Source organism: Salinispora fenicalii (assembly GCF_000514815.1).
In the GTDB taxonomy this organism is placed as follows: Bacteria; Actinomycetota; Actinomycetes; order Mycobacteriales; family Micromonosporaceae; genus Micromonospora; species Micromonospora fenicalii.
On the sequence record NZ_AZWQ01000024.1, the window covers coordinates 33,320 to 51,702 of the forward strand.

Consider the following 18,383-nt stretch of genomic DNA (forward strand, 5'->3'; position numbering starts at 1 on the left):
ATCGGGCCGTGCTGAATCGCTACCGATCTTCACGACTACCGCTACCCATCCAGGATCCTAGGATGCTCTAGCGGTGGTGCTGTCACCCACCGAAACCAGCGGGGGGAGTCGCTCGACTTGCACGGCGGTCCCACGTACCAGTACGGGCAGTGGCCGTCGTCACCCGCCCCGGTAGGAAGGTCCGGGGCGGGTACGCTGTTGACACGGGTGTCGGTGTGTCCAGTGTCCCCGGGCCTCACCAATAAGCCGTCGCGGAATACCGTTTGGCTGGAGCCGCCACGCGCCACGCGCCGAGAGGCGACCTGCACACCGGCACCCCACACTGCCCCCGAGGCTTAGACCTCGGGGGCAGTGCTCTTCTCGCCGGAGCCGGAGCCGGAGCCGGAGCCGGAGCCGGAGCTGTGCTGCGATCGGGTCCCTGAGCTGGCCCCGCACGTGGGGCCAGCTCGGTAGCGTCTGAGCATGGACCCTTCAGCGATCTGGCGGGACCGGCAACACCGGTGGCGGATCGAGGCCTACCGCGCGCCCGATCTCCGGTTCGCGATCTTTGCTACCAGCGGAACGACTGAGTCAGCGCCGCTGTGGCTGTTCGGAATGTCGGCATTGGCGCGCTGGCTGATGAGTCACAAGATTTCGCTCGACGACCTGGAGGTCGACTGACCCCGTTCAGGGGAAAAAGGTAGTTTGCCACCCTTCACGGCTGGTGCTGGCTAGGGTCACCGATTGTGAGGGACCGAGGAGTACGAACCGCCGTGGCGGTGTTGACCGGGCTGGCAGTCATCTACTTCGGTACGACTGGCCGGGATCAGCCGGACGGCGAGGGCGTCACCGCCGGCCTGATCGTGCTTGCCGTGCTCGCGGCGCTGCTGGTGTGGCACCTCACCCGGCCCCGTGGCGACGCAACGAAGTGACCGTTCACCGGCGCGCCTCCCGCGTCACCGCACCAGCGGATTCCTCGCCGAGCGCGACCCGCACCAGGGCGGAGGCGAAGCGGCCGAATTCCGCCTCCGCCACCAGGCCGGCCAGCCGTTGCGGAGTCTGCGGCAGGCCCAACCTCTCGGCACCGGTAAGGGTGCGTCGGTCGGCGAAGGGACGTAGGTCCGGCCAGACCGCCTGGGCCTCGCGGAGGAAGATGTCCGCGCCGGTGGGCCCGATGCCCGGAAAAGCGGTGAGCAAGCGGCGCAGCTGCGCTGGCTGGCCCTGCGCGGTGTGGTGTAGCCGGCGCAGGTCGCCCTGCCACCGATCCAGGCAGAGTCGTGCGCCCGTGCCGAGCATCGTGGCGGTCCGCTCGTCGTAGCGCCGGTAGTGCCCGCGCCCGAGCGCGTCAACCCGGTCCTGCCAGGTCGCCGCCTCCATCGCCGACGGCGTGCGGTAGCCGGCGGCGAAGAGTTCCCGGGCGGCGGCCACCGCAACGCCGGCGCGGATTCGCGTGCTCAGCAGGGTGGTGAGCACCAACAGCTGGTAGAGCGGGCCGGGCCGGTCGGCCAACCGGATCCCGGCCTCCTCGGTGTAGGTCTGTCCTTGTCGCTCTAGCAGCACCCGCGCTGTCTTCTGGCTGTCTCCCACCGGCGGGGGGTACCCGACGTAGGCCGGATTAGCCCGTTGCATGTCCGGTGACGTTGGCGGGTATCCGGGGGTGGAGGCGCCGCCGTGTGCGCCGCCGCTCAGCGGGAAGGAGACAGCGGTGACGAACCCGCAGCAGCAGGAAGTTCGGCGTAGTGCCCGGGGCTCGAACGTGCAGGACACCAAGGGACCCGGTCCGACGGGTCATCCCCGTAACCGCGGCTCGTCGCAGGGTGACCGGGGACGTCCGGTGCCCCGGGGCCAGGTCTCCGGCTATGGGCCCCCGGGCGAGCCGGTTGCTGAGGACGACAGCTGATCGGTGCCGCCCGCCCTGCGATGGAAGGGCGGGCGGCGCGGCCGGTACGCCTCACACATGTGGCACGCGGAGGCGATTCCAGGTCGCCGCGGCGACTAGGCCGTAAGCCAGGTGTGGGATGAGGTCGGACAGCCAGTCCCCACGGCTCCAGGTTCGTGGATCGCTGACTCCGAAGACGGCGTACGAGCCGCCGGAGGCGGTCATCACCCCGCCGCCGAGCAGCCCACTGGCCAGGGCCAGCGGCATTGGTCGGCCACGGGTCAGCAGGGCGAAGCCGACACCGGCAGCGATTCCGATGCCGTAGCCGAGTAGCGGGCCGAGCCCCGAGCGACGGTTGCTCGCCTGGGGCTCGGGGCCGAGGTTGAGGTGGGTCACCTCGGCGACCCGGCCGGCGCTGCGTTCTGGGGTGGTACTCGCTGGTCGGGCTCGCAGAGTCATGTCGAGATAGGTGACGACGTTGAGGGCGGTGGTGCCGGCCGCGCCGGCGATCGCCCCGTCGGCTAGGGCTCCGCCTCTCATATCGGGTCGCCGCCGTGCTGGCCGTACGCGTGGTTCCCTGGCTGTGGTGCTGGCATCTGGGCGCCTCCTCGGTTGTGCGCAGCAGTGTTATCTGCCGGCCGTCTACCCGTCCGGGTGGTGACCAACCGCGGCAAGCGGATCAGGCGGGAGCGCGGACAACCGCGACGGGGCAGTCGGCGTGGTGCAGTGCGGACTGGCTGACCGAGCCCAGCAGCAGGCCGGTGAGTGCACCGCGTCCATGTCCGCCGACCACCAGTAGCTGGGCCTGCTGGGACGCTTCAGTGAGGATCGGCGCCGGCCGCCCACGGACAGTTCGTTGGTGGACGGTGAGATCCGGCCACCGCTCGGCCAGCCCGGCGATGGACTCGGCGAGAATTCGGCGTTCCTCGTGGCGCAACTTCTCCTCGTCGTAGACGAGAGGCTGCATGTCGCCGGGTTCGCTGGCGACCGGGTGCAGGTAGGCGTGGATCGCCACGAGGTCGCTGCCGCGCAGGGACGCCTGCTCGGCAGCGAATTCGACGGCGGGAGGGGACACCGCGGATCCGTCCACCCCGACGATCACCGGCCCTGCGGTGCGGTCCGTGCCGCGGACGACCAGGACCGGGCAGTCGGCGTGGGTGGCGACCTGTACCGCGACCGAACCGATGACCAGGGCCGCGAACCCGCCCATACCCCGGTCACCTAACACGATCAGCACGGCGTTCTGCGCTTCGCCGACCAGTACGGCGGCGGCCTCGCCGTCGATGATTTCACCGGAGACGCGGAGGCCGGGCGCGGTCGCTTCCGCTTCGGCGACCGCTTCGGCGACCAGCTGCTCCGCCTGGTGGCGGAGGCCGGATCCGGGCGGTCCGCCGGGCGGTGCTCCCAGCGGTACGCGCAGGAGTGGCCAGATGAAGCCGTGGACGATCCGCAGCATCCGGTTGCGGCGGGCGGCCTCGGCGGCCGCGAGGCGTACGGCCCGCCGTGCCTGCTCGGACCCGTCCACGCCGACTACTACCGCGGCGCCATTCGACGAGTTCACTCCGTCACCCCCGCGGTCAGTATCGCGGCCGTGGGGTGGCCGGGGAGCCGTAACCGGTGGTGTTCGCCCCGGCTGGGGCTGCCACCGGGATGAAAATTAACCCTAGTATCCTAGGCTGCATTAGACAATGTGTGTCACCACACACTCAGACATCACACGTAATCCGCCCTGACACAGCACATCGACGCCGTGACGGTGCGGATATAGTGGCAGCGCAACTTGCCCGGCCCGCGATCATCTGAGATCACGGGCCGCGTCCAGAGGGTCGGTCCCGCGCTGGGGTCGCAGTGCCAGTGCCTGCCGACCCGGCAGTGCGGCTGGCAGGTGTGGGTCGGGCGCCGAAGCGCGCAGTGGAGGAGGTTCGGTGTCGCAGCGGCCGGCTCGAGTTGGCACTCCGCAGGCCTCCGACCAGGTCTTCACGCTGCCGAACGTGATCAGTTTCGTCCGGTTGCTCGGTGTTCCGGTGTTCCTCTACTTACTCCTGGTGGCCCGCGCCGATGTCGCCGCGATCGCGGTGCTGGCGGTTGGCGGCACCACCGACTGGGTGGACGGCTGGGTCGCCCGGCGACTGCGGCAGGTGAGCCGGCTGGGCGAACTACTTGATCCGTTCGTGGACCGCCTCTACATCCTGGCCACGCTGGTCGCGTTCACCGTTCGTGAGGTGGTGCCGTGGCAGTTCACGGCGGCGCTGCTCGCCCGTGAAGTGCTGCTGTTGGGCTCCCTCGGCACGTTACGTCGCTACGGATACGGGCCGCCGCCGGTGCACTATGTGGGCAAGACGGCGACGTTTCTGTTGTTGGCCGCGTTCCCAGTCCTGTTGTTGGCGAAGGCGGCGCCCACAACAGTCACCAGCGCGGTTGGTTGGAGCCTGGCCTGGTGGGGCCTGACCTTGTACTGGGTCGCTGGCGCGATGTACGTGGTGCAGGCCGGGCGACTGGTGCGGGCAGCGAGGGCACGATGACCGATTCGCAGCTGCGACCGGAGAGCCGGGAGCCGACCGGGCGGACGTACGCGCCGGACTTCCTTACCGAGCTGTTCCGCAATCCACTCGATCCGGGGTACGCCGACGCGGCCGCCCGCCGCCAACTGGGGGCGGCGGTGAGGTGGCGCCGATCAGTCCGGGCAGTGAGCCTCATCGTCCTTGTGGTGCTCGGACTTCTGTTCGCGGTGGCGTACCGGCAGACCGTGGCGGCAGCGCCGGGGCGCCAACAGGCCCGGGAGGGTCTGGTGGCGCAGATCGAGCAGCGGGAGAGCGAGACCGACCAGCTGTCTGAGCGGGCCGACGAATTGCGGGTGGAGGTGGCCCGGCAGCGGGCTGCTGCGCTCGGCACCGAGGCGGAGCAGCTGCATGAGCTGGAGGCGGGCACCGGTTTGGGCCGGGTGAGTGGGGACGGTGTGGTGGTGCGGTTGGCCGATGCTCCGCCGGACCAGCAGATCGTGTCGGATCCGGCTTTGGGACCACCGCGGGTGATTTACCTGGACCTACAGGGGGTCGCGAACGGGCTGTGGGCATCGGGGGCGGAGGCGATCTCGATCAACGGGCAGCGGTTGACGGCAACGTCCACGATTCGGTCGGCAGGGCAGGCGATTCTGGTCGACTTTCGGCCGGTGACGGGACCGTATGAGGTGTCGGCCATCGGCTCGGACGAGTTGCGGGAGCGGTTCGCGCAGACCCGGATCGCGGCGACGATGCAGCAGGTAGCGGCGGATACGGGGGTGGCGTTCGAGGTGCGGGACGCCGATGACCTGGCACTGCCCGCCGCGCCGGACCCACGACTACAGTACGCGCAGCCACCGGCTAGTCCGACGCCATCGGGGCGGCCGGTCAGTCCCGGGGCGTCGGGTTCGCCGACGGCTCCCGATTTCGGAGGTAGTCGATGATTGCCGCGTTGGCGCTACTTGCGGGCGTGCTGCTCGGGCTGTGGCTCGATCCAACGGTGCCGGGGGCGTTGCAGCCGTATCTGCCGATTGCCGTGGTGGCAGCGTTGGACGCGGTGTTCGGTGGCGTGCGGGCGAAGCTGGATCGGATCTTTGATGACAAGCAGTTCGTGGTGTCGTTCATCTCCAACGTGTTGGTGGCTGGTCTGATCGTGTACGTGGGGGACCAGCTGGGGGTGGGTAGCCAGCTTTCCACGGGTGTGGTGGTGGTGCTGGGGGTTCGAATCTTCGGGAATGTGGCGGCGATCCGTCGGCACCTGTTCCGGGCGTAGGTTTGTCGTGATGAGTGGTGACGAGCACACCGAGACGGGGACAGGGTGGCCGGACCGGCCGGGTCCGCTGCCTCCACCGGGGCAGGTGGAGAAGCCGGATCCGCGTCCGGACGCGCCGGATCCGGATGAGTTGAGTCCGCTAGCGCCGGAGGTGGATCCAGAGCCGCCGCCGGCCTCGGCGGGGGCTGAGTCGAGGCTGGATGCTTCGGCGGGGCGTCCATTCACCTCCGCCCTTGCCCTGATCGGCGGGTGGCGGCGGACGAGTCCGGCCACCGTGATGATTTTCGTGTTGCTGGCGTTGCTGGGGTTCACGCTGGTGGAGCAGTTGCGGACGACATCAACGGATCCGACTACCTCGGCGACACGGCAGGAGGACCTGGTGCGGATTCTGTATGACCTGAATGCTCGGGAGGATCGGCTGCGACAGGACATCGCGGCGTTGGAGGACAGCCAGCGGCAGCTGCGATCGGGGGAGCAGGGCCGGCAGGCCGCGTTGGAGGAGGCAGCGCGGCGGGCGGATGAGTTGGGGATTCTGGCGGGGACGCTGCCGGCGCAGGGGCCGGGGTTGGTGGTGCGGTTTGAGCCCGGTGGTGCGGCGGCGATTTCGGCGATCCGGGTGTTGGACGCGGTGCAGGAGTTGCGGGGCGCGGGCGCGGAGGCGATGCAGATTTCCGGTGGGGACCGGGTGACGGTACGGATCATCGCTTCGACATATTTCCTGGATGGGGAGAATGGTTCCCTGTTCGTGGATGGGCGGTTGTTGACGGGGCCGTATACGATCACGGTGATCGGGGATCCGGCAACGATGCGTACGGCGTTGAACATTCCAGGCGGGGTGGTGGCGACAGTCGACGGTGACGGCGGTACGGTGATCGTCGAGGATCGTGAGGTGGCCGAGGTTTCGGCGCTGCACGCCCCGATCGAGCTGGAACACGCCCGTCCGATTACGTGACTGGTGGCGCGGTTGCGCCGGCACGTGGAGGCTGGCGCACGATGGGATGAAGGACACAACTGGTGATTCCTGAGGATCTACGGTATACCGCCGAGCATGAGTGGGTTGCGGGTGGTGGCGACGGCGTGGTGCGAGTTGGTATCACGCACTTCGCGCAGGACGCGCTGGGTGACATCGTCTTCGTCCAACTGCCCGAGGTGGGGTCGGCGGTGTCCGCCGGCGATTCGGTAGGTGAGATCGAGTCGACGAAGAGCGTGTCGGAGATCTACGCTCCGGTCGGTGGGACGGTGTCGGCGTGCAATGATGCGCTGGCCGACACTCCCGAGTTGATCAATAGTGATCCGTATGCTGCGGGTTGGCTGTTTGAGGTCACCGTGGCTGATCAAGGTGTGCTGGACAGCCTGCTGTCGGCGGGTGCGTATCGCGAGCTCACCGAGGGCTGAGTGGTGCCCTTCTGCCGGTGCGGGGGTTGGTTCCGCGCGTCCGGTTGCCCTGCTTTTCGGCGCTGGCTAGGCTCGCCCAGTCGACCGAGAATCCGATAGTTGAGCGTTGTGTAGTTGCCTTCCTGGCACGGGGAGCCAGCCGCCGGGTGCGAGAATGCCCGGCGGCCAGACCCGCTCTTACCCGACGCTGACCGAATAGATCCGTGAGGTGGTCCCATGACGCGCCCAGACGACGAGTTTCCCCCACTCGACGTCACTTCGACGCTCAATCTCGGCTCGCTCGAAGAGGCCCTGGAGGGGCCGGATCCCGATGTGATGCCGAACCGGATGTCCGGTTCGTTGCCACCGGGGATGGCTCTGCTGGTGGTGCGGCGGGGGCCGAACGCGGGTGCCCGGTTCTTGCTGGATCACGATGTGACGACCAGTGGGCGGCATCCAGACAGTGACATTTTCCTGGATGACGTGACGGTGTCGCGGCGGCACGCGGAGTTTCACCGGGATGGTGGGACGTTCACGGTCCGGGATGTGGGGAGCTTGAACGGGACGTACGTGAACCGGGAGCGGGTCGAGGCGGCCACCTTGAGCAACGGCGACGAGGTGCAGATCGGTAAGTTCCGGGTGGTGTTCCTGGCCGGTCCGCGGCCCGAGGAGGGGGCCGGCCGGGGGTGAGTGAGCCTGCGGCGTCCGCTGCGCCGGGGTCACCCCGTCCGCAGCCGTTGATGAGCATCGGTGAGGTGCTGGCCCAGTTGCGGGTGGAATTCCCGGATGCGACGTTGTCGAAGTTGCGGTTCCTCGAGGCTGAAGGCCTGGTGGAACCGCAGCGGACGGCGGCGGGGTACCGGAAGTACAGCCGGGATGATGTGGCGCGGTTGCGGTTTGTGTTGACCGCGCAGCGGGATCAGTATCTGCCGCTGCGGGTGATCCGTGAGCAACTGGCGGTCTGGGATGCGACGGGTGAGCAACCGGGTCGCTCTCGGCCGGCGTTGGTGGCGGTGGGCCCGGGTGGGGAGGTGCCGGGGCAGTCGGCGGAGGCCGATTCGTCGCGGATGCGGTTGGATCGGGCCGAGTTGATTGCCCGCAGCGGTGTTGATGAGGCGACGCTGGTGGAGCTGGAGCGGCTTGGTGTGGTGGTGACGGATCCGCCGGGCTGGTATGACGGGGATGCGTTGATCATCGCGCAGGCGGTGGCGGGTCTGGCGGCGTACGGGTTGGAGCCGCGGCACCTGCGGGGGTATCGGTTGGCGGCGGACCGTGAGGTGGGGTTGTTTGCTCAGTTGGTGACGCCGTTGGCGCGGCAGAGTGATCCGGCGGCGCGGGCACGGGCGGCGGAGACGGCGCGGGAGTTGGTGGCGTTGTCGCAGCGCTTGCACGCGGCGTTGGTGCGGGTGGGGTTGCGTTCGACGTTGGGACGGTAGGACTGCCACCTGGCTGTCTCCTGGCCGGGTGGGTGTGTGCGGAAAGATCTGCCCGGTGACGCGTGCCGTAGGCTTGCCGGGGTAACCCCTTTGCGGCGCGTGCCGCGCGTGGGACGGCCGGGTCGCGGTCCGTGTACCGTGCACAGAAGGGGTGCGGTGCGGCGTAGGTGACAACGACACGGAGGCGGCGGTGCGCGAGCTGAGCGTGGTCGGGGTTCGGGTGGAGCTGCCGGGCAACCAGCCGATCGTCCTGCTTCGGGAGGTCGAGGGAGACCGTTATCTGCCGATTTGGATCGGCGCGGTCGAGGCGACGGCGATCGCCTACGAGCAGCAGGGTGTCAAGCCGACGCGGCCATTGACACACGATCTTCTTCGGGACGTGTTGGCGGCGTTGGAAGCACCGTTGCAGGCGGTGGAGATCACCGAGTTGAAGGAGAATGTCTTCTTCGCTGATCTGTTGCTCGGTGACGGGGTGCGGGTGTCGGCTCGGCCGAGTGATTCCATCGCGTTGGCGTTGCGGGTGGGGGCGCCCATTCGGTGCGCTGACGAGGTTCTCAGTGAGGCCGGGATTGTGATTCCGGACGAGCAGGAGGACGAGGTGGAGAAGTTCCGGGAGTTCTTGGACCAGGTGAGTCCGGAGGACTTCGCCGGCTGACGAGTCCGGAGGATTGTGCTGGCTGGCCGGTGGATCCCGGTGGTCGCAGGTGGTTGCGGTGTCGTCACTGTTGGTGACGGTTTCTTTGGGCGTGTTGTGGGCGCGGCGTGTCGTGTTGTTCTTGCCTGGTTACCGTCGGGTGCGGCGTTAGGGTGACCGTATCGAGGGGTGCTCGTCTCGACGTGGGCGTGGCACCGCACGGCGGGGAGGTTATCCGGATGCAGGAGCCGTGGGATTCCGATTCGGGGCCGGGTGCGCCGGCGATCGACGGGGACGGCGAGGTTGGCTACCGGGGTGTAACGGCCTGCCATGCGGTGGGTATCAGTTACCGGCAGCTGGACTATTGGGCGCGGACTGATCTGGTCGTGCCGGGGGTGCGGGACGCGTCGGGTTCGGGAACCCAGCGGTTGTATTCGTTCCGGGACCTTGTGGTGTTGAAGGTGGTCAAGCGGCTGCTAGACGCTGGGGTGTCGTTGCAGAACATCCGGAAGGCGATTGAGGCGTTGCGATCGCGGGGGGTGGCGGACCTAGCGGGCATCACGTTGATCTCTGACGGGACGACGGTGTACGAGTGCCGTTCCCCGGAGGAGGTGGTTGACCTGTTGCAGGGCGGCCAGGGGGTGTTTGGGATCGCGATCGGTGGCGCGTTCAAGGAGGTTCAGGGGTCGTTGTCGCATTTGCCGGCGGAGTCGGTGGCGCCGCAGTCGGCGGTGCCGGCTCCGGTGGAGGTGCGGGGGGATGAGCTGGCGGCGCGGCGGGCGCGGCGGCGGGTGAGTTGAGTGGCGGCGAGAGTGGGCAGGTGGCTGCGGACGCGGCAGCATGGTTCTGGTGAGCGAACAGGTTGACGTACTGGCGGGGTTGGTCTCGGGTGGTGGGGTGGTGGTGCTCAGCGGTGCTGGCCTGTCCACCGAGTCGGGTATCCCGGACTATCGGGGTCCTAGTGGGGCGGCCCGGCGGCATTCTCCGATGACGTATCAGGTGTTTACGCGGGATCCGTTGGCGCGGCGGCGGTACTGGGCGCGGAGTCACCTGGGATGGCACACGATCGCCCGGGCGGCACCTAATGCCGGGCATCGGGCGGTGGCTCGCTTGGAGCTGGCTGGTGTGGTGGACGGGGTTGTCACGCAGAACGTGGACGGGTTGCACACCGCTGCGGGCAGTAGTGGGGTGGTGGAGTTGCATGGGCGTTTGGACGAGGTGGTGTGCCTGGATTGTGGGGTTGGGGTGTCGCGGTGGGAGCTGCATCAGCGGTTGGCGGAGGCGAATCCAGGGTTTGCGGCGCGGGTGTCGGCGGTTAATCCGGATGGTGACGTGGATCTCGCTGATTCGGCGGTGGCGGATTTCCGTATGGTCGATTGCGTTCAGTGCGGCACGGGAGTGTTGAAGCCGGACGTGGTGTTCTTCGGGGAGTCGGTGCCGGCGGCGCGGGTGGCCCGCTGTTTCACAATGGTGGAGTCCGCGCGGCTACTGCTGGTGCTTGGTTCATCGCTGACGGTTATGTCGGGGCGGCGGTTTGTGGTGCGGGCAGCGAGTTTGGGTATTCCGGTGGCGATTGTTAATCAGGGCCCGACTCGCGGCGATGCATATGCGGCGGTGACGGTGGACGCCCCGCTGGGGCGGGTTTTGCCGGTGTTGGCCGACCGGCTGGGTGCCGTCCAGCTTGGCGCGGATGGCCCGGCGGTGATGAGCTGACCGTGGTGGGCCGTTGGGCGGTCGGTAATGGCCCCGGGTGGGGACGCTCGGGTGGGGATGGGCGCTGGTAGCGTTGGTCGTGCCGGTCGCACCCGTGTGGGAGAGACCGCCCGGAAACCACCCGGCGCGGCGCCGAAGGGGCAAATCCTCCCCGGAACCTCTCAGGCAAAAGGACCTCACGGGTAGGCACTGTGGAGCGTCTGTGGGCGCGACAGAGGGGGAGGCCGACCTGTCGACCTCATCCCCGGGGAGCGCCCTATGTCCCTTGAGCAGTTCGCCGCCCGTCATATCGGTCCGGATTCGCAAGACGAACGCCGGATGTTGGAGGTCGTCGGCTACGGCACTGTTGACGAGCTGATGGATGCAGCGATTCCGGAAGCGATCCGGTGGTCAGGCACCCTGGACTTGCCGGCGCCGGCCAGTGAGTCGGAGGCGTTGGCTCAGCTGCGGGCGCTGGCTGAGCGCAACACTGTTGCGGTGTCGATGATCGGTCTGGGCTACTACGGCACGCACACTCCGGCGGTGATCCGGCGCAACGTGTTGGAGAATCCCGGCTGGTATACCGCATACACGCCGTACCAGCCGGAGATCAGCCAGGGTCGGCTGGAGGCGTTGCTGAACTTCCAGACCGTGGTCACCGATTTGACCGGCTTGGCAACCGCGAACGCTTCGATGCTCGATGAGGGCACCGCGGCGGCCGAGGCGATGACGCTGGCGCGGCGGGCGAGCCGCAGCCGGAGCCAGGTGTATCTGGTGGATGCGGACACGTTGCCGCAGACGGTGGCGGTGATCGCCGGTCGGGCCGAGCCGCTCGGCATTGACGTGCAGGTGGTTGACCTTGATAGTGCGGAGCTGCCGGCGGAGTTTTTCGGCCTGCACGTGCAGTATCCAGGGGCGTCTGGGGCGGTGCGGGACCACGCCGCGGTGGTCGGCGCCGCGCATGCCGCGGGCGCGTTGGTGACGGTGGCCGCCGACCTGCTGGCGTTGACGCTGCTGCGTCCGCCGGGGGAGATCGGTGTTGACATCGCTGTCGGCACGACCCAGCGGTTCGGGGTACCGATGGGCTTCGGTGGCCCGCACGCCGGCTATCTGGCGGTCCGCGCGGGCTTGCAGCGGATGTTGCCGGGACGGTTGGTTGGCGTGTCGCGGGATGCGGACGGGGAGTCGGCGTACCGGTTGGCGTTGCAGACCCGGGAGCAGCACATCCGGCGGGAGAAGGCGACGAGCAACATCTGCACTGCGCAGGTGCTGCTCGCGGTGATGGCCGGGATGTACGCGGTGTACCACGGTCCAGACGGGTTGCGTGCGATCGGGGCACGGACCCATGCGATGGCGGCGCGGCTGGCGGCCGGGTTGCGCGCGGGTGGGGTGGATGTTGCGGATGTTCTGTTCTTCGACACTGTCTCGGCGGTGGTGCCGGGTCGGGCGGCCGAGGTGGTGGAGGCCGCCGCGCGGCGGGGGGTGAACCTACGACTGGTGGACGCCGACCGGGTGGGTGTTTCCTGCGACGAGACCACGACGGAGGCGCATCTCGCGGCGGTGTGGGCGGCGTTCGGGGTGCCCGTATTCACCGGTGCGGTGGATACGGAGTTGCCGGCGGCGCTGGCCCGTACGTCGGACTTCCTCACTCACCCGGTGTTCACTGCCCATCGGTCGGAGACGGCGATGCTGCGGTATCTACGTCGGCTGGCGGACCTCGACTATGCCTTGGACCGGGGCATGATTCCGTTGGGGTCGTGCACGATGAAGCTGAACGCGACCACCGAGATGGAGCCGGTGAGCTGGGCGGAGTTTGCGCAGGTGCATCCGTTGGCGCCGGAGTCGCAGACCGCCGGGTACCGGGAGCTGATCGCTCAGTTGGAGGGCTGGCTGGCGGAGGTGACCGGGTACGACGCGGTCAGCGTGCAACCCAACGCTGGTTCGCAGGGGGAGTTGGCGGGGCTGTTGGCGATCCGCGCGTATCACCGGTCGCGGGATGCGGAGCACCGGAATGTGTGCCTGATTCCGTCGTCGGCGCATGGCACGAACGCCGCGTCGGCGGTGATGGCGGGGATGCGGGTGGTGGTGGTCGGCTGCGACGCCGACGGCAACATTGATCTGATTGACCTCGACACCAAGATTGATGCGCATCGGGAGACGCTCGCCGCGATCATGGTGACGTATCCGTCGACGCATGGCGTGTATGAGACGGGTATCGCTCAGGTCTGCGCGAAGGTGCACGACGCGGGCGGGCAGGTGTATGTCGATGGGGCGAACCTCAACGCCCTGGTTGGGTTCGCCAAGCCGGGGCGGTTCGGTGCGGACGTGTCGCACCTGAATCTGCACAAGACGTTCTGCATCCCGCATGGTGGTGGTGGGCCGGGTGTGGGGCCGGTGGCGGTGCGCTCGCATCTGGCGCCGTTCTTGCCGGGTGACCCGCTCGTGGCGGATTCGCCTCGGCCGGCGGTGTCGGCGGCCCGGTACGGGTCGGCCGGGATCCTGCCGATTCCGTGGATGTACCTGCGGATGATGGGTTCGGCTGGGCTGACCCGGGCCACGGGGGTGGCGGTGCTGGCGGCCAACTATGTGGCGGCGCGGCTGCGCGGTGCTTTCCCGGTGTTGTATGCGGGTAACAAGGGCCTGGTGGCGCACGAGTGCATTCTGGACCTGCGGCCGTTGACGAAGGCGACGGGCGTCAGCGTCGATGATGTGGCCAAGCGTCTGATCGACTACGGTTTCCACGCGCCGACGATGTCGTTCCCGGTGGCGGGGACGTTGATGGTGGAGCCGACGGAGAGTGAGGATCTCGCCGAGCTGGATCGGTTCTGCGACGCGTTGATCGCGATCCGGGCCGAGATCGACAAGGTCGGGTCGGGGGAGTGGCCGGCGGCGGACAATCCGTTGGTGAACGCCCCGCACACGGCGGCGATGGTCTCGGCTGACCAGTGGTCGCATCCGTATCCGCGGTCGGTCGGGGCCTACCCGGCGGGGAATCGGCTGGGGAAGTACTGGCCGCCGGTGCGGCGGATCGACGGCGCGTACGGTGACCGGAATCTGGTGTGTTCCTGTCCCGCACCGCAGGCGTTTGAGGAGTGAGAGACGGCCGACGGGGGCCGGGCGGGGCTCTCCGCCCGGCCGGTTGGTGTCACTCCCGGGCCGGTGGCCTGTTCGGGCGGCTAGCCTGGGGGCGACGGAACCAGATGACTACTGTGAGTGGCCGTCAGGCGACGAGGGCGTGGCGTGCTGGGCCGCGGTGCGGGGCAATGCTGCGTCCGTCGGGGAGTATTTCGCCGGTGTCCTCGAAGCTGATGACCCCGTTGCAGAGCAAGCTCCAGCCCTGTTCAGGAAAGCAAGCGATGACTTTGGCGGCATCCCGGTCGGTGGCGTCGGCAGAGGGGCAGGTGGGTTGGTGCTGGCACATCGGGGTTCTCCGGAGGGTGGGGGAACTGTGTCATGGTTCACATGGCCAGTGACGCACAGTACCAAGTTCAAGTGACCAGCATCGAGCGGGTGTGCGCGTGCCGCGTGGAAAATCCACTGAACGGTTGAGATGGAATGGACCGGATAGCGTGGAAACGCTTCCAGCGGAGGTGACGGTCGCTCCGCCGGCCGCGCCGCGGGCCTGCCGGCACGCCCATATCGAACGCGCCCGCTGGGAGTGGCGCATCGGCGACGGCGGTGATCCGGCGGCGCTGGCCCAGGAGTTCCTCGCCGCCCACGGTCTCGCCCTGGACGATCTCGCTCGGCCGGCGGGACACGCCCCGGAGCGGGTATGCGGGGCTGCCCTCTATGTGTCGGCCGCGGCCGGCGCGCTGGGGGTCGGCCGCGGCCCTGGCCCGGCGACACCGGCCCCCGCACTGCCCGAGGTAGCTGTCGTCGTCTACGGCCACGCTGCCACGTCCCATAGCCGTCCGACCCACCGCCGGTCCTCGGACTGGTGGCTCGGCGCCTGGGCGGAGAGCTGGACCCCACGGCAGCACGCCGACGCAGTGCGTGCCGTCCGGGCGGCAATCGGCCGTGGGGATGTCTACCAGGCCAATCTCGTGGGACACGCTGCCGCCCGCTACACCGGTGATCCGCTGCCCGCCCTAGCCCGCCTCGGTGCGCTGCCGGGTGCCCGATATGCGGGCGTACTCACCGGTGCCGGGTGGGCGATTGGCTGCGCCTCCCCGGAGACCCTCGTAGAGGTCACGGCCGGACGGATGATCACCCGGCCGATCAAGGGCACCCGCCCGGCCACCGCCGCCGGCCGGGCCGCGCTGTTGTCCAGCGCAAAGGAACGCGCAGAACATGTCATGATCGTTGACCTGCAGCGCAATGATCTGGCTCGGCTCGCCCGTACCGGCACCGTCGCGGTTGACGAGCTGTTCGCCGTACGCCGGTGGTGCGACCTGTGGCAAGCGGAGTCGACCGTCTCCGCGGCGGTCGCCGAGGGGATCGGCCTGGCGGATCTGCTGCGGGCCGTCTGCCCTGGTGGGTCGGTCACCGGGGCCCCGAAGCTCGCCGCCCTGGACCACATCGCTGCTTTGGAGCCGGTCGGTCGTGGGGCCAGCATGGGCGCGCTGGGTTGGGTCACCTCCGGCCGAGTCGACCTTGGTTTGACTATTCGCACTGCTGCGGCTGACGCCGACCACCTGCACGTGTGGGCCGGTGGTGGGATCACCTGGGGCAGCGATCCGGAGGCCGAGGTTGCGGAGGCGGCGGCGAAGTCGGCCCCGATCCGTGCCGCGTTGGCCGCCGGGCTCTGACGGCTCGCCCGACCGGCAGGGGTCGGTAGCCGATCTATCCTGTCTTCCCGCCCTGGCCAGCGGCGATGCTCACCTTTCGGTGATGCAGGGATGGCGCTTGTTCGCCTGGGCGGTGCTCCTCATCATCGGTTCGTGGACGTTGTGGGTGGCATCGCCAACACCTCAGTGATCCGCTACGCCCACACCAACGGTGGCCCTAATGTGGTCACGTTCGCCGTCAGCCCCACCTTCACCCGGAGGACCAACATGCCCGCCTCGGCTGATCAGACACCTCTGTTGGGTCGGCTTGATGCCCCCGCCGTTACCCCCGAGCAGGCTCACACGCACCAGGTTGTCCTCGACCTGATCTCTCAAGCCCTGTCCGCGCAGTCCGCCCGTCGCCACCAACTCGAACAGGCCGACGGCGACCCGCACCTGATCGACCAGGTCGCAGCCACCCAGCAGCGGCTCGCGCAGGCCCTGCAAACCCTTGACGCCGCGGACGAGCAACAGGTCGCCCGGTGGCGTCACGAGTGCACCGTACTGCTGCGGGAGACCCGTTGATCGACTTGCCTACGTCGGGGTTCATACACATGTCCTATACACAGGTTGGACAGGACGTTGGTGGGCCCGAGGCCAGTGGCCGCGGCCATGCCCTCCCCACGCAGATAGCCCCGGACATGGCTGTTGGCCGGCACCCGAACTAGGGTGCCGGCCAACAGTCTTTCTCCCCCTTGTGTGGGTTAGGTCTGTGGGTGGGGGCTTGGCTATTTGTGGGTGTCGGTGGGTCAGCTGGTCCAGTGCTCGGCCACCAGGTCGGCGGCCTGGGTCTCCCACTGGGCGTAGTGGAACGGGTACGCCGACACCTGCACCGTCTGAGCGGCCTCGGTCAACGGCATGTCCTGCCAGCCCTCGACCTGCTTCAGCCCGTCCAGGAACGCGGTGGTGGAGTATTCGGGGTCGGTGATCTGCTCCACCGTGCCCCAACCGGACGACGGGCGCTGCTGGAACAGGCCCTGCGAGTCGTGATCGTTGCGGTCACCCAGGTGTCCCAGGTTCTCCAGCTTCGACTCCTGCAAACTGGTAGCNATCGCCACNACNGCGGCNCGCTCNTCCATGNCGGCGNNCTTCGTGGCCTCGATGATGGCCTTCACGTTGGCGACCTGCTCGTCNCCCAGGTCGATNCGNGACTGCTCACCNTGGGTGCCGTGCGGGATCAGNGTGNCNNTGTCCGGCTTCNCGNCCTGNACNNCNGCNGCGGCCGNGGNGGGGGTNGGGGTGGTGTCGGTGAGGGTGGCCAGGGGGCCGGCGACGACACCGGTGGACAGGGCCAGACCAGCAATACCAAGCACACTACGACGCAGAATCGTGTTCATCAGGGGATGCTCCATTCGGGGGTCGACACCCGTCACGCACGCCCGAAGGGGGGATCAGGCGGCAAAGGGGTGCAAGCACCGTCCGGCGCTCAAAAGAACAAGAAGAGAAGAGGGGGTCGGCTACCGCGGCCCTCACCAGAGAGGCACACACATACGGCGCCGGGTCCAGATGTAACGACCGGCCGCCCACCACCATTCCCGGGAGCTGACCCGGCTGGCATCCGCCATCGGCGGGGCACCTCCACGGCCGTACGCAGGGTGTAACGCCCCGACGCCCGCCGAGATTCCGCCACCACCATGCCCCCGACCACACCCCAAATATGCGTAAAACGGTCACAAAGACGTGGTTCCGGTGCAAAGCATGACTGCCTTGCCGGGGGCACCCGGAAACCGCTACACCGGCCAAAACGGGTAGCCAATCTCAGCGAAATCCTCGGCAAGATCGGCCACCACCAGATCAGAGGACGTCTGATTCACGTATTTTGTGTGTGTTGTAGTTGTAGGGGTTCTCGCCAGGTTGGGTGTTTTCGGCGGTGAGGCGTTTGGCAAGGTTGTCCATCATGGCGATGGTGATCATGCTGGGGGAGTTGTCGGGTCGGGCTTCGTAGTCGCGCACGAGTCGGCGGTGGTGCATGAGCCAGCCCAGGGTGCGTTCGACGACCCATCGCCGTTTGACCACGCTGAAGCCTTTGACCTGCGGGTCTTTGGTGACGGTCTCGACGTCGACGCCAAGGTGGGCGCCGTGTTCGACGACGCGGCTTTTGAAGCCTGCGGCGACCCAGGTTTTGGTGAGGGTGGGGTGGGTGGTGGTGGCCTGGTCAAGCAGGTTGATGCCGATGGTGTTGTCGCTGGTGCTGGCGGCGGCGACGGCGAGGAGGAGGCCGAGGGTGTCGGTGATGATGCCGCGTTTGCGGCCGATGATCTTCTTCCCGGCATCTGGGCCCTGTGTGGATAGTGGGACGTTAGTGGAGGTCTTCACGCTCTGGCTGTCCATGATGGACGCGGTTGGTTTGGTGGTGCGGCCGTGGTGGTCACGCACGAGGCCGGTGAGCTGGTAATTGAGTTCGGTAGACCGTCGGGTGGGGCGGGAAGTCGTGGGGTAGGTAGCGCCAGGCGATGCCGGTGCGGCTGATGTACAGGATGGCGTTGAGGATGTCGCGCAGGTCGTGGGTGGGAGTACGTCCGCTGATGCCGGCGTCAGTGGGGGCTTGTCGCCAGGCGGTCAGGCGGGGTGTGATGAGGGCTCAGCGGGCGTCGGACAGGTCGGACGGATAGGGGCGCCGTTCGGTCATGAAGCAGGCGTACGGTGTCGGGCCCTCAACCTGGCGGACGTCATGTCCGTCAGTGCGGGATGAAAGTGAACCAGACACGATCCCGGGGCGATATCCGGTCCGGTGACCTCGGCGACAGCGACCGGACCGGGTCTGACGTGGCGCATTGCGGGTGCGGGGTCACGCCACCGACCTTCGGCCGATCAGTGGCGGGTCGGCGTGCGGACAGGAACGCCTGACCGGG

The 18,383-nt window shown here is 68.2% G+C and carries 21 protein-coding genes, 1 pseudogene and 1 riboswitch; of the genes and pseudogenes, 16 read left to right on the forward strand and 6 right to left on the reverse strand.

Translation table 11 applies throughout. The annotated features are described in order from the left end of the window. Positions 1–462: 462 nt before the first annotated feature. Positions 463–660, forward strand: coding sequence for a hypothetical protein (locus tag B116_RS0113350; RefSeq protein WP_018215551.1), 198 nt, complete (start codon positions 463–465; stop codon positions 658–660). A gap of 92 nt (positions 661–752) precedes the next feature. Continuing rightward, positions 753–911 (forward strand): hypothetical protein, encoded by a 159-nt coding sequence (locus tag B116_RS0113355; RefSeq protein ID WP_018720316.1) that lies wholly within the window; start codon positions 753–755, stop codon positions 909–911. Positions 912–915: 4 nt separating this feature from the next. Here B116_RS0113355 and B116_RS0113360 read toward each other — a convergent pair whose 3' ends face one another. After that, positions 916–1,566, reverse strand: a complete 651-nt coding sequence (locus B116_RS0113360; protein WP_027660371.1) for a hypothetical protein — start codon at positions 1,564–1,566, stop codon at positions 916–918. Positions 1,567–1,684: 118 nt separating this feature from the next. Between B116_RS0113360 and B116_RS26665 the strand changes: the two genes are divergently transcribed. Beyond that, entirely contained in the window at positions 1,685–1,879 is a 195-nt protein-coding gene (locus tag B116_RS26665) for a hypothetical protein (RefSeq protein ID WP_080671614.1), read from the forward strand. 51 nt (positions 1,880–1,930) lie between these two features. Here the strand turns inward: B116_RS26665 and B116_RS0113365 are convergent, their stop codons facing one another. After that, positions 1,931–2,398, reverse strand: a complete 468-nt coding sequence (locus B116_RS0113365; RefSeq protein WP_018720318.1) for a hypothetical protein — start codon at positions 2,396–2,398, stop codon at positions 1,931–1,933. A gap of 139 nt (positions 2,399–2,537) precedes the next feature. Continuing rightward, positions 2,538–3,419, reverse strand: coding sequence for a universal stress protein (locus B116_RS0113370; RefSeq protein ID WP_026321370.1), 882 nt, complete (start codon positions 3,417–3,419; stop codon positions 2,538–2,540). 364 nt (positions 3,420–3,783) lie between these two features. Between B116_RS0113370 and B116_RS0113375 the strand changes: the two genes are divergently transcribed. From B116_RS0113375 to gcvP, 11 genes are all read left to right on the forward strand, one after another. Then, positions 3,784–4,380 (forward strand): CDP-alcohol phosphatidyltransferase family protein, encoded by a 597-nt coding sequence (locus B116_RS0113375; RefSeq protein ID WP_018720320.1) that lies wholly within the window; start codon positions 3,784–3,786, stop codon positions 4,378–4,380. After that, the gene (locus tag B116_RS0113380) at positions 4,377–5,300 is read left to right on the forward strand and encodes a DUF881 domain-containing protein (protein WP_027660372.1); all 924 of its coding nucleotides are present in this window, start codon (positions 4,377–4,379) and stop codon (positions 5,298–5,300) included. The genes B116_RS0113375 and B116_RS0113380 overlap by 4 nt, the downstream gene beginning before the upstream one ends. Continuing rightward, positions 5,297–5,629, forward strand: a complete 333-nt coding sequence (locus B116_RS0113385; RefSeq protein ID WP_018219647.1) for a small basic family protein — start codon at positions 5,297–5,299, stop codon at positions 5,627–5,629. The genes B116_RS0113380 and B116_RS0113385 overlap by 4 nt, the downstream gene beginning before the upstream one ends. A gap of 10 nt (positions 5,630–5,639) precedes the next feature. Then, positions 5,640–6,581, forward strand: a complete 942-nt coding sequence (locus B116_RS0113390; protein WP_018720322.1) for a DUF881 domain-containing protein — start codon at positions 5,640–5,642, stop codon at positions 6,579–6,581. 62 nt (positions 6,582–6,643) lie between these two features. After that, on the forward strand, positions 6,644–7,024 hold the full coding sequence (gcvH, locus tag B116_RS0113395; RefSeq protein WP_018720323.1) for a glycine cleavage system protein GcvH: 381 nt from the start codon (positions 6,644–6,646) through the stop codon (positions 7,022–7,024). A 216-nt stretch (positions 7,025–7,240) separates the two neighbouring features. After that, positions 7,241–7,693 carry an oxoglutarate dehydrogenase inhibitor Odhl gene (gene odhI / locus B116_RS0113400; RefSeq protein ID WP_018255796.1) on the forward strand — a complete coding sequence of 151 codons (453 nt, stop codon included), beginning with the start codon at positions 7,241–7,243 and terminating at the stop codon, positions 7,691–7,693. A 50-nt stretch (positions 7,694–7,743) separates the two neighbouring features. Further along, complete coding sequence (ftsR, locus tag B116_RS0113405) at positions 7,744–8,439, forward strand: transcriptional regulator FtsR (protein WP_018720324.1); 696 nt, start codon at positions 7,744–7,746, stop codon at positions 8,437–8,439. Between the two features lie 190 nt (positions 8,440–8,629). Beyond that, on the forward strand, positions 8,630–9,094 hold the full coding sequence (locus B116_RS0113410) for a bifunctional nuclease family protein (protein WP_018724884.1): 465 nt from the start codon (positions 8,630–8,632) through the stop codon (positions 9,092–9,094). A 218-nt stretch (positions 9,095–9,312) separates the two neighbouring features. Then, positions 9,313–9,873, forward strand: coding sequence for a MerR family transcriptional regulator (locus tag B116_RS0113415; protein ID WP_018720325.1), 561 nt, complete (start codon positions 9,313–9,315; stop codon positions 9,871–9,873). A gap of 40 nt (positions 9,874–9,913) precedes the next feature. After that, positions 9,914–10,786 carry an NAD-dependent protein deacetylase gene (locus tag B116_RS0113420; protein ID WP_018720326.1) on the forward strand — a complete coding sequence of 291 codons (873 nt, stop codon included), beginning with the start codon at positions 9,914–9,916 and terminating at the stop codon, positions 10,784–10,786. Positions 10,787–10,873: 87 nt separating this feature from the next. Next, positions 10,874–10,973: riboswitch (glycine riboswitch) on the forward strand. Positions 10,974–11,044: 71 nt separating this feature from the next. Continuing rightward, positions 11,045–13,861, forward strand: coding sequence for an aminomethyl-transferring glycine dehydrogenase (gene gcvP, locus B116_RS0113425; protein WP_027660373.1), 2,817 nt, complete (start codon positions 11,045–11,047; stop codon positions 13,859–13,861). A gap of 124 nt (positions 13,862–13,985) precedes the next feature. On the opposite strand, the gene B116_RS0113430 is transcribed toward gcvP, so the two are convergent. Beyond that, positions 13,986–14,186 (reverse strand): DUF5999 family protein, encoded by a 201-nt coding sequence (locus tag B116_RS0113430; RefSeq protein ID WP_012013604.1) that lies wholly within the window; start codon positions 14,184–14,186, stop codon positions 13,986–13,988. A 97-nt stretch (positions 14,187–14,283) separates the two neighbouring features. On the opposite strand from B116_RS0113430, the gene B116_RS0113435 reads away from it, so the two are divergent. Further along, on the forward strand, positions 14,284–15,513 hold the full coding sequence (locus B116_RS0113435; RefSeq protein ID WP_027660374.1) for a chorismate-binding protein: 1,230 nt from the start codon (positions 14,284–14,286) through the stop codon (positions 15,511–15,513). 132 nt (positions 15,514–15,645) lie between these two features. Then, positions 15,646–16,056, forward strand: a complete 411-nt coding sequence (locus B116_RS27835) for a hypothetical protein (RefSeq protein ID WP_188116027.1) — start codon at positions 15,646–15,648, stop codon at positions 16,054–16,056. A gap of 224 nt (positions 16,057–16,280) precedes the next feature. Here B116_RS27835 and B116_RS0113445 read toward each other — a convergent pair whose 3' ends face one another. Then, positions 16,281–16,868 carry a hypothetical protein gene (locus B116_RS0113445; RefSeq protein WP_027660375.1) on the reverse strand — a complete coding sequence of 196 codons (588 nt, stop codon included), beginning with the start codon at positions 16,866–16,868 and terminating at the stop codon, positions 16,281–16,283. A 457-nt stretch (positions 16,869–17,325) separates the two neighbouring features. Then, positions 17,326–18,106 (reverse strand): annotated as a pseudogene (locus B116_RS25110) (IS5 family transposase). Between the last annotated feature and the right edge of the window lie 277 nt (positions 18,107–18,383).

Bases quoted from the DNA above. Each gene is read 5' to 3' on its own strand.
- B116_RS0113350 (WP_018215551.1), top strand. From the start codon at position 463: ATGGACCCTTCAGCGATCTGGCGGGACCGGCAACACCGGTGGCGGATC.
- B116_RS0113365 (WP_018720318.1), bottom strand. From the start codon at position 2,398: ATGAGAGGCGGAGCCCTAGCCGACGGGGCGATCGCCGGCGCGGCCGGC.
- B116_RS0113380 (WP_027660372.1), top strand. From the start codon at position 4,377: ATGACCGATTCGCAGCTGCGACCGGAGAGCCGGGAGCCGACCGGGCGG.
- B116_RS0113385 (WP_018219647.1), top strand. From the start codon at position 5,297: ATGATTGCCGCGTTGGCGCTACTTGCGGGCGTGCTGCTCGGGCTGTGG.
- B116_RS0113390 (WP_018720322.1), top strand. From the start codon at position 5,640: ATGAGTGGTGACGAGCACACCGAGACGGGGACAGGGTGGCCGGACCGG.
- odhI (WP_018255796.1), top strand. From the start codon at position 7,241: ATGACGCGCCCAGACGACGAGTTTCCCCCACTCGACGTCACTTCGACG.
- ftsR (WP_018720324.1), top strand. From the start codon at position 7,744: ATGAGCATCGGTGAGGTGCTGGCCCAGTTGCGGGTGGAATTCCCGGAT.
- B116_RS0113415 (WP_018720325.1), top strand. From the start codon at position 9,313: ATGCAGGAGCCGTGGGATTCCGATTCGGGGCCGGGTGCGCCGGCGATC.
- B116_RS0113420 (WP_018720326.1), top strand. From the start codon at position 9,914: ATGGTTCTGGTGAGCGAACAGGTTGACGTACTGGCGGGGTTGGTCTCG.
- gcvP (WP_027660373.1), top strand. From the start codon at position 11,045: ATGTCCCTTGAGCAGTTCGCCGCCCGTCATATCGGTCCGGATTCGCAA.
- B116_RS0113430 (WP_012013604.1), bottom strand. From the start codon at position 14,186: ATGTGCCAGCACCAACCCACCTGCCCCTCTGCCGACGCCACCGACCGG.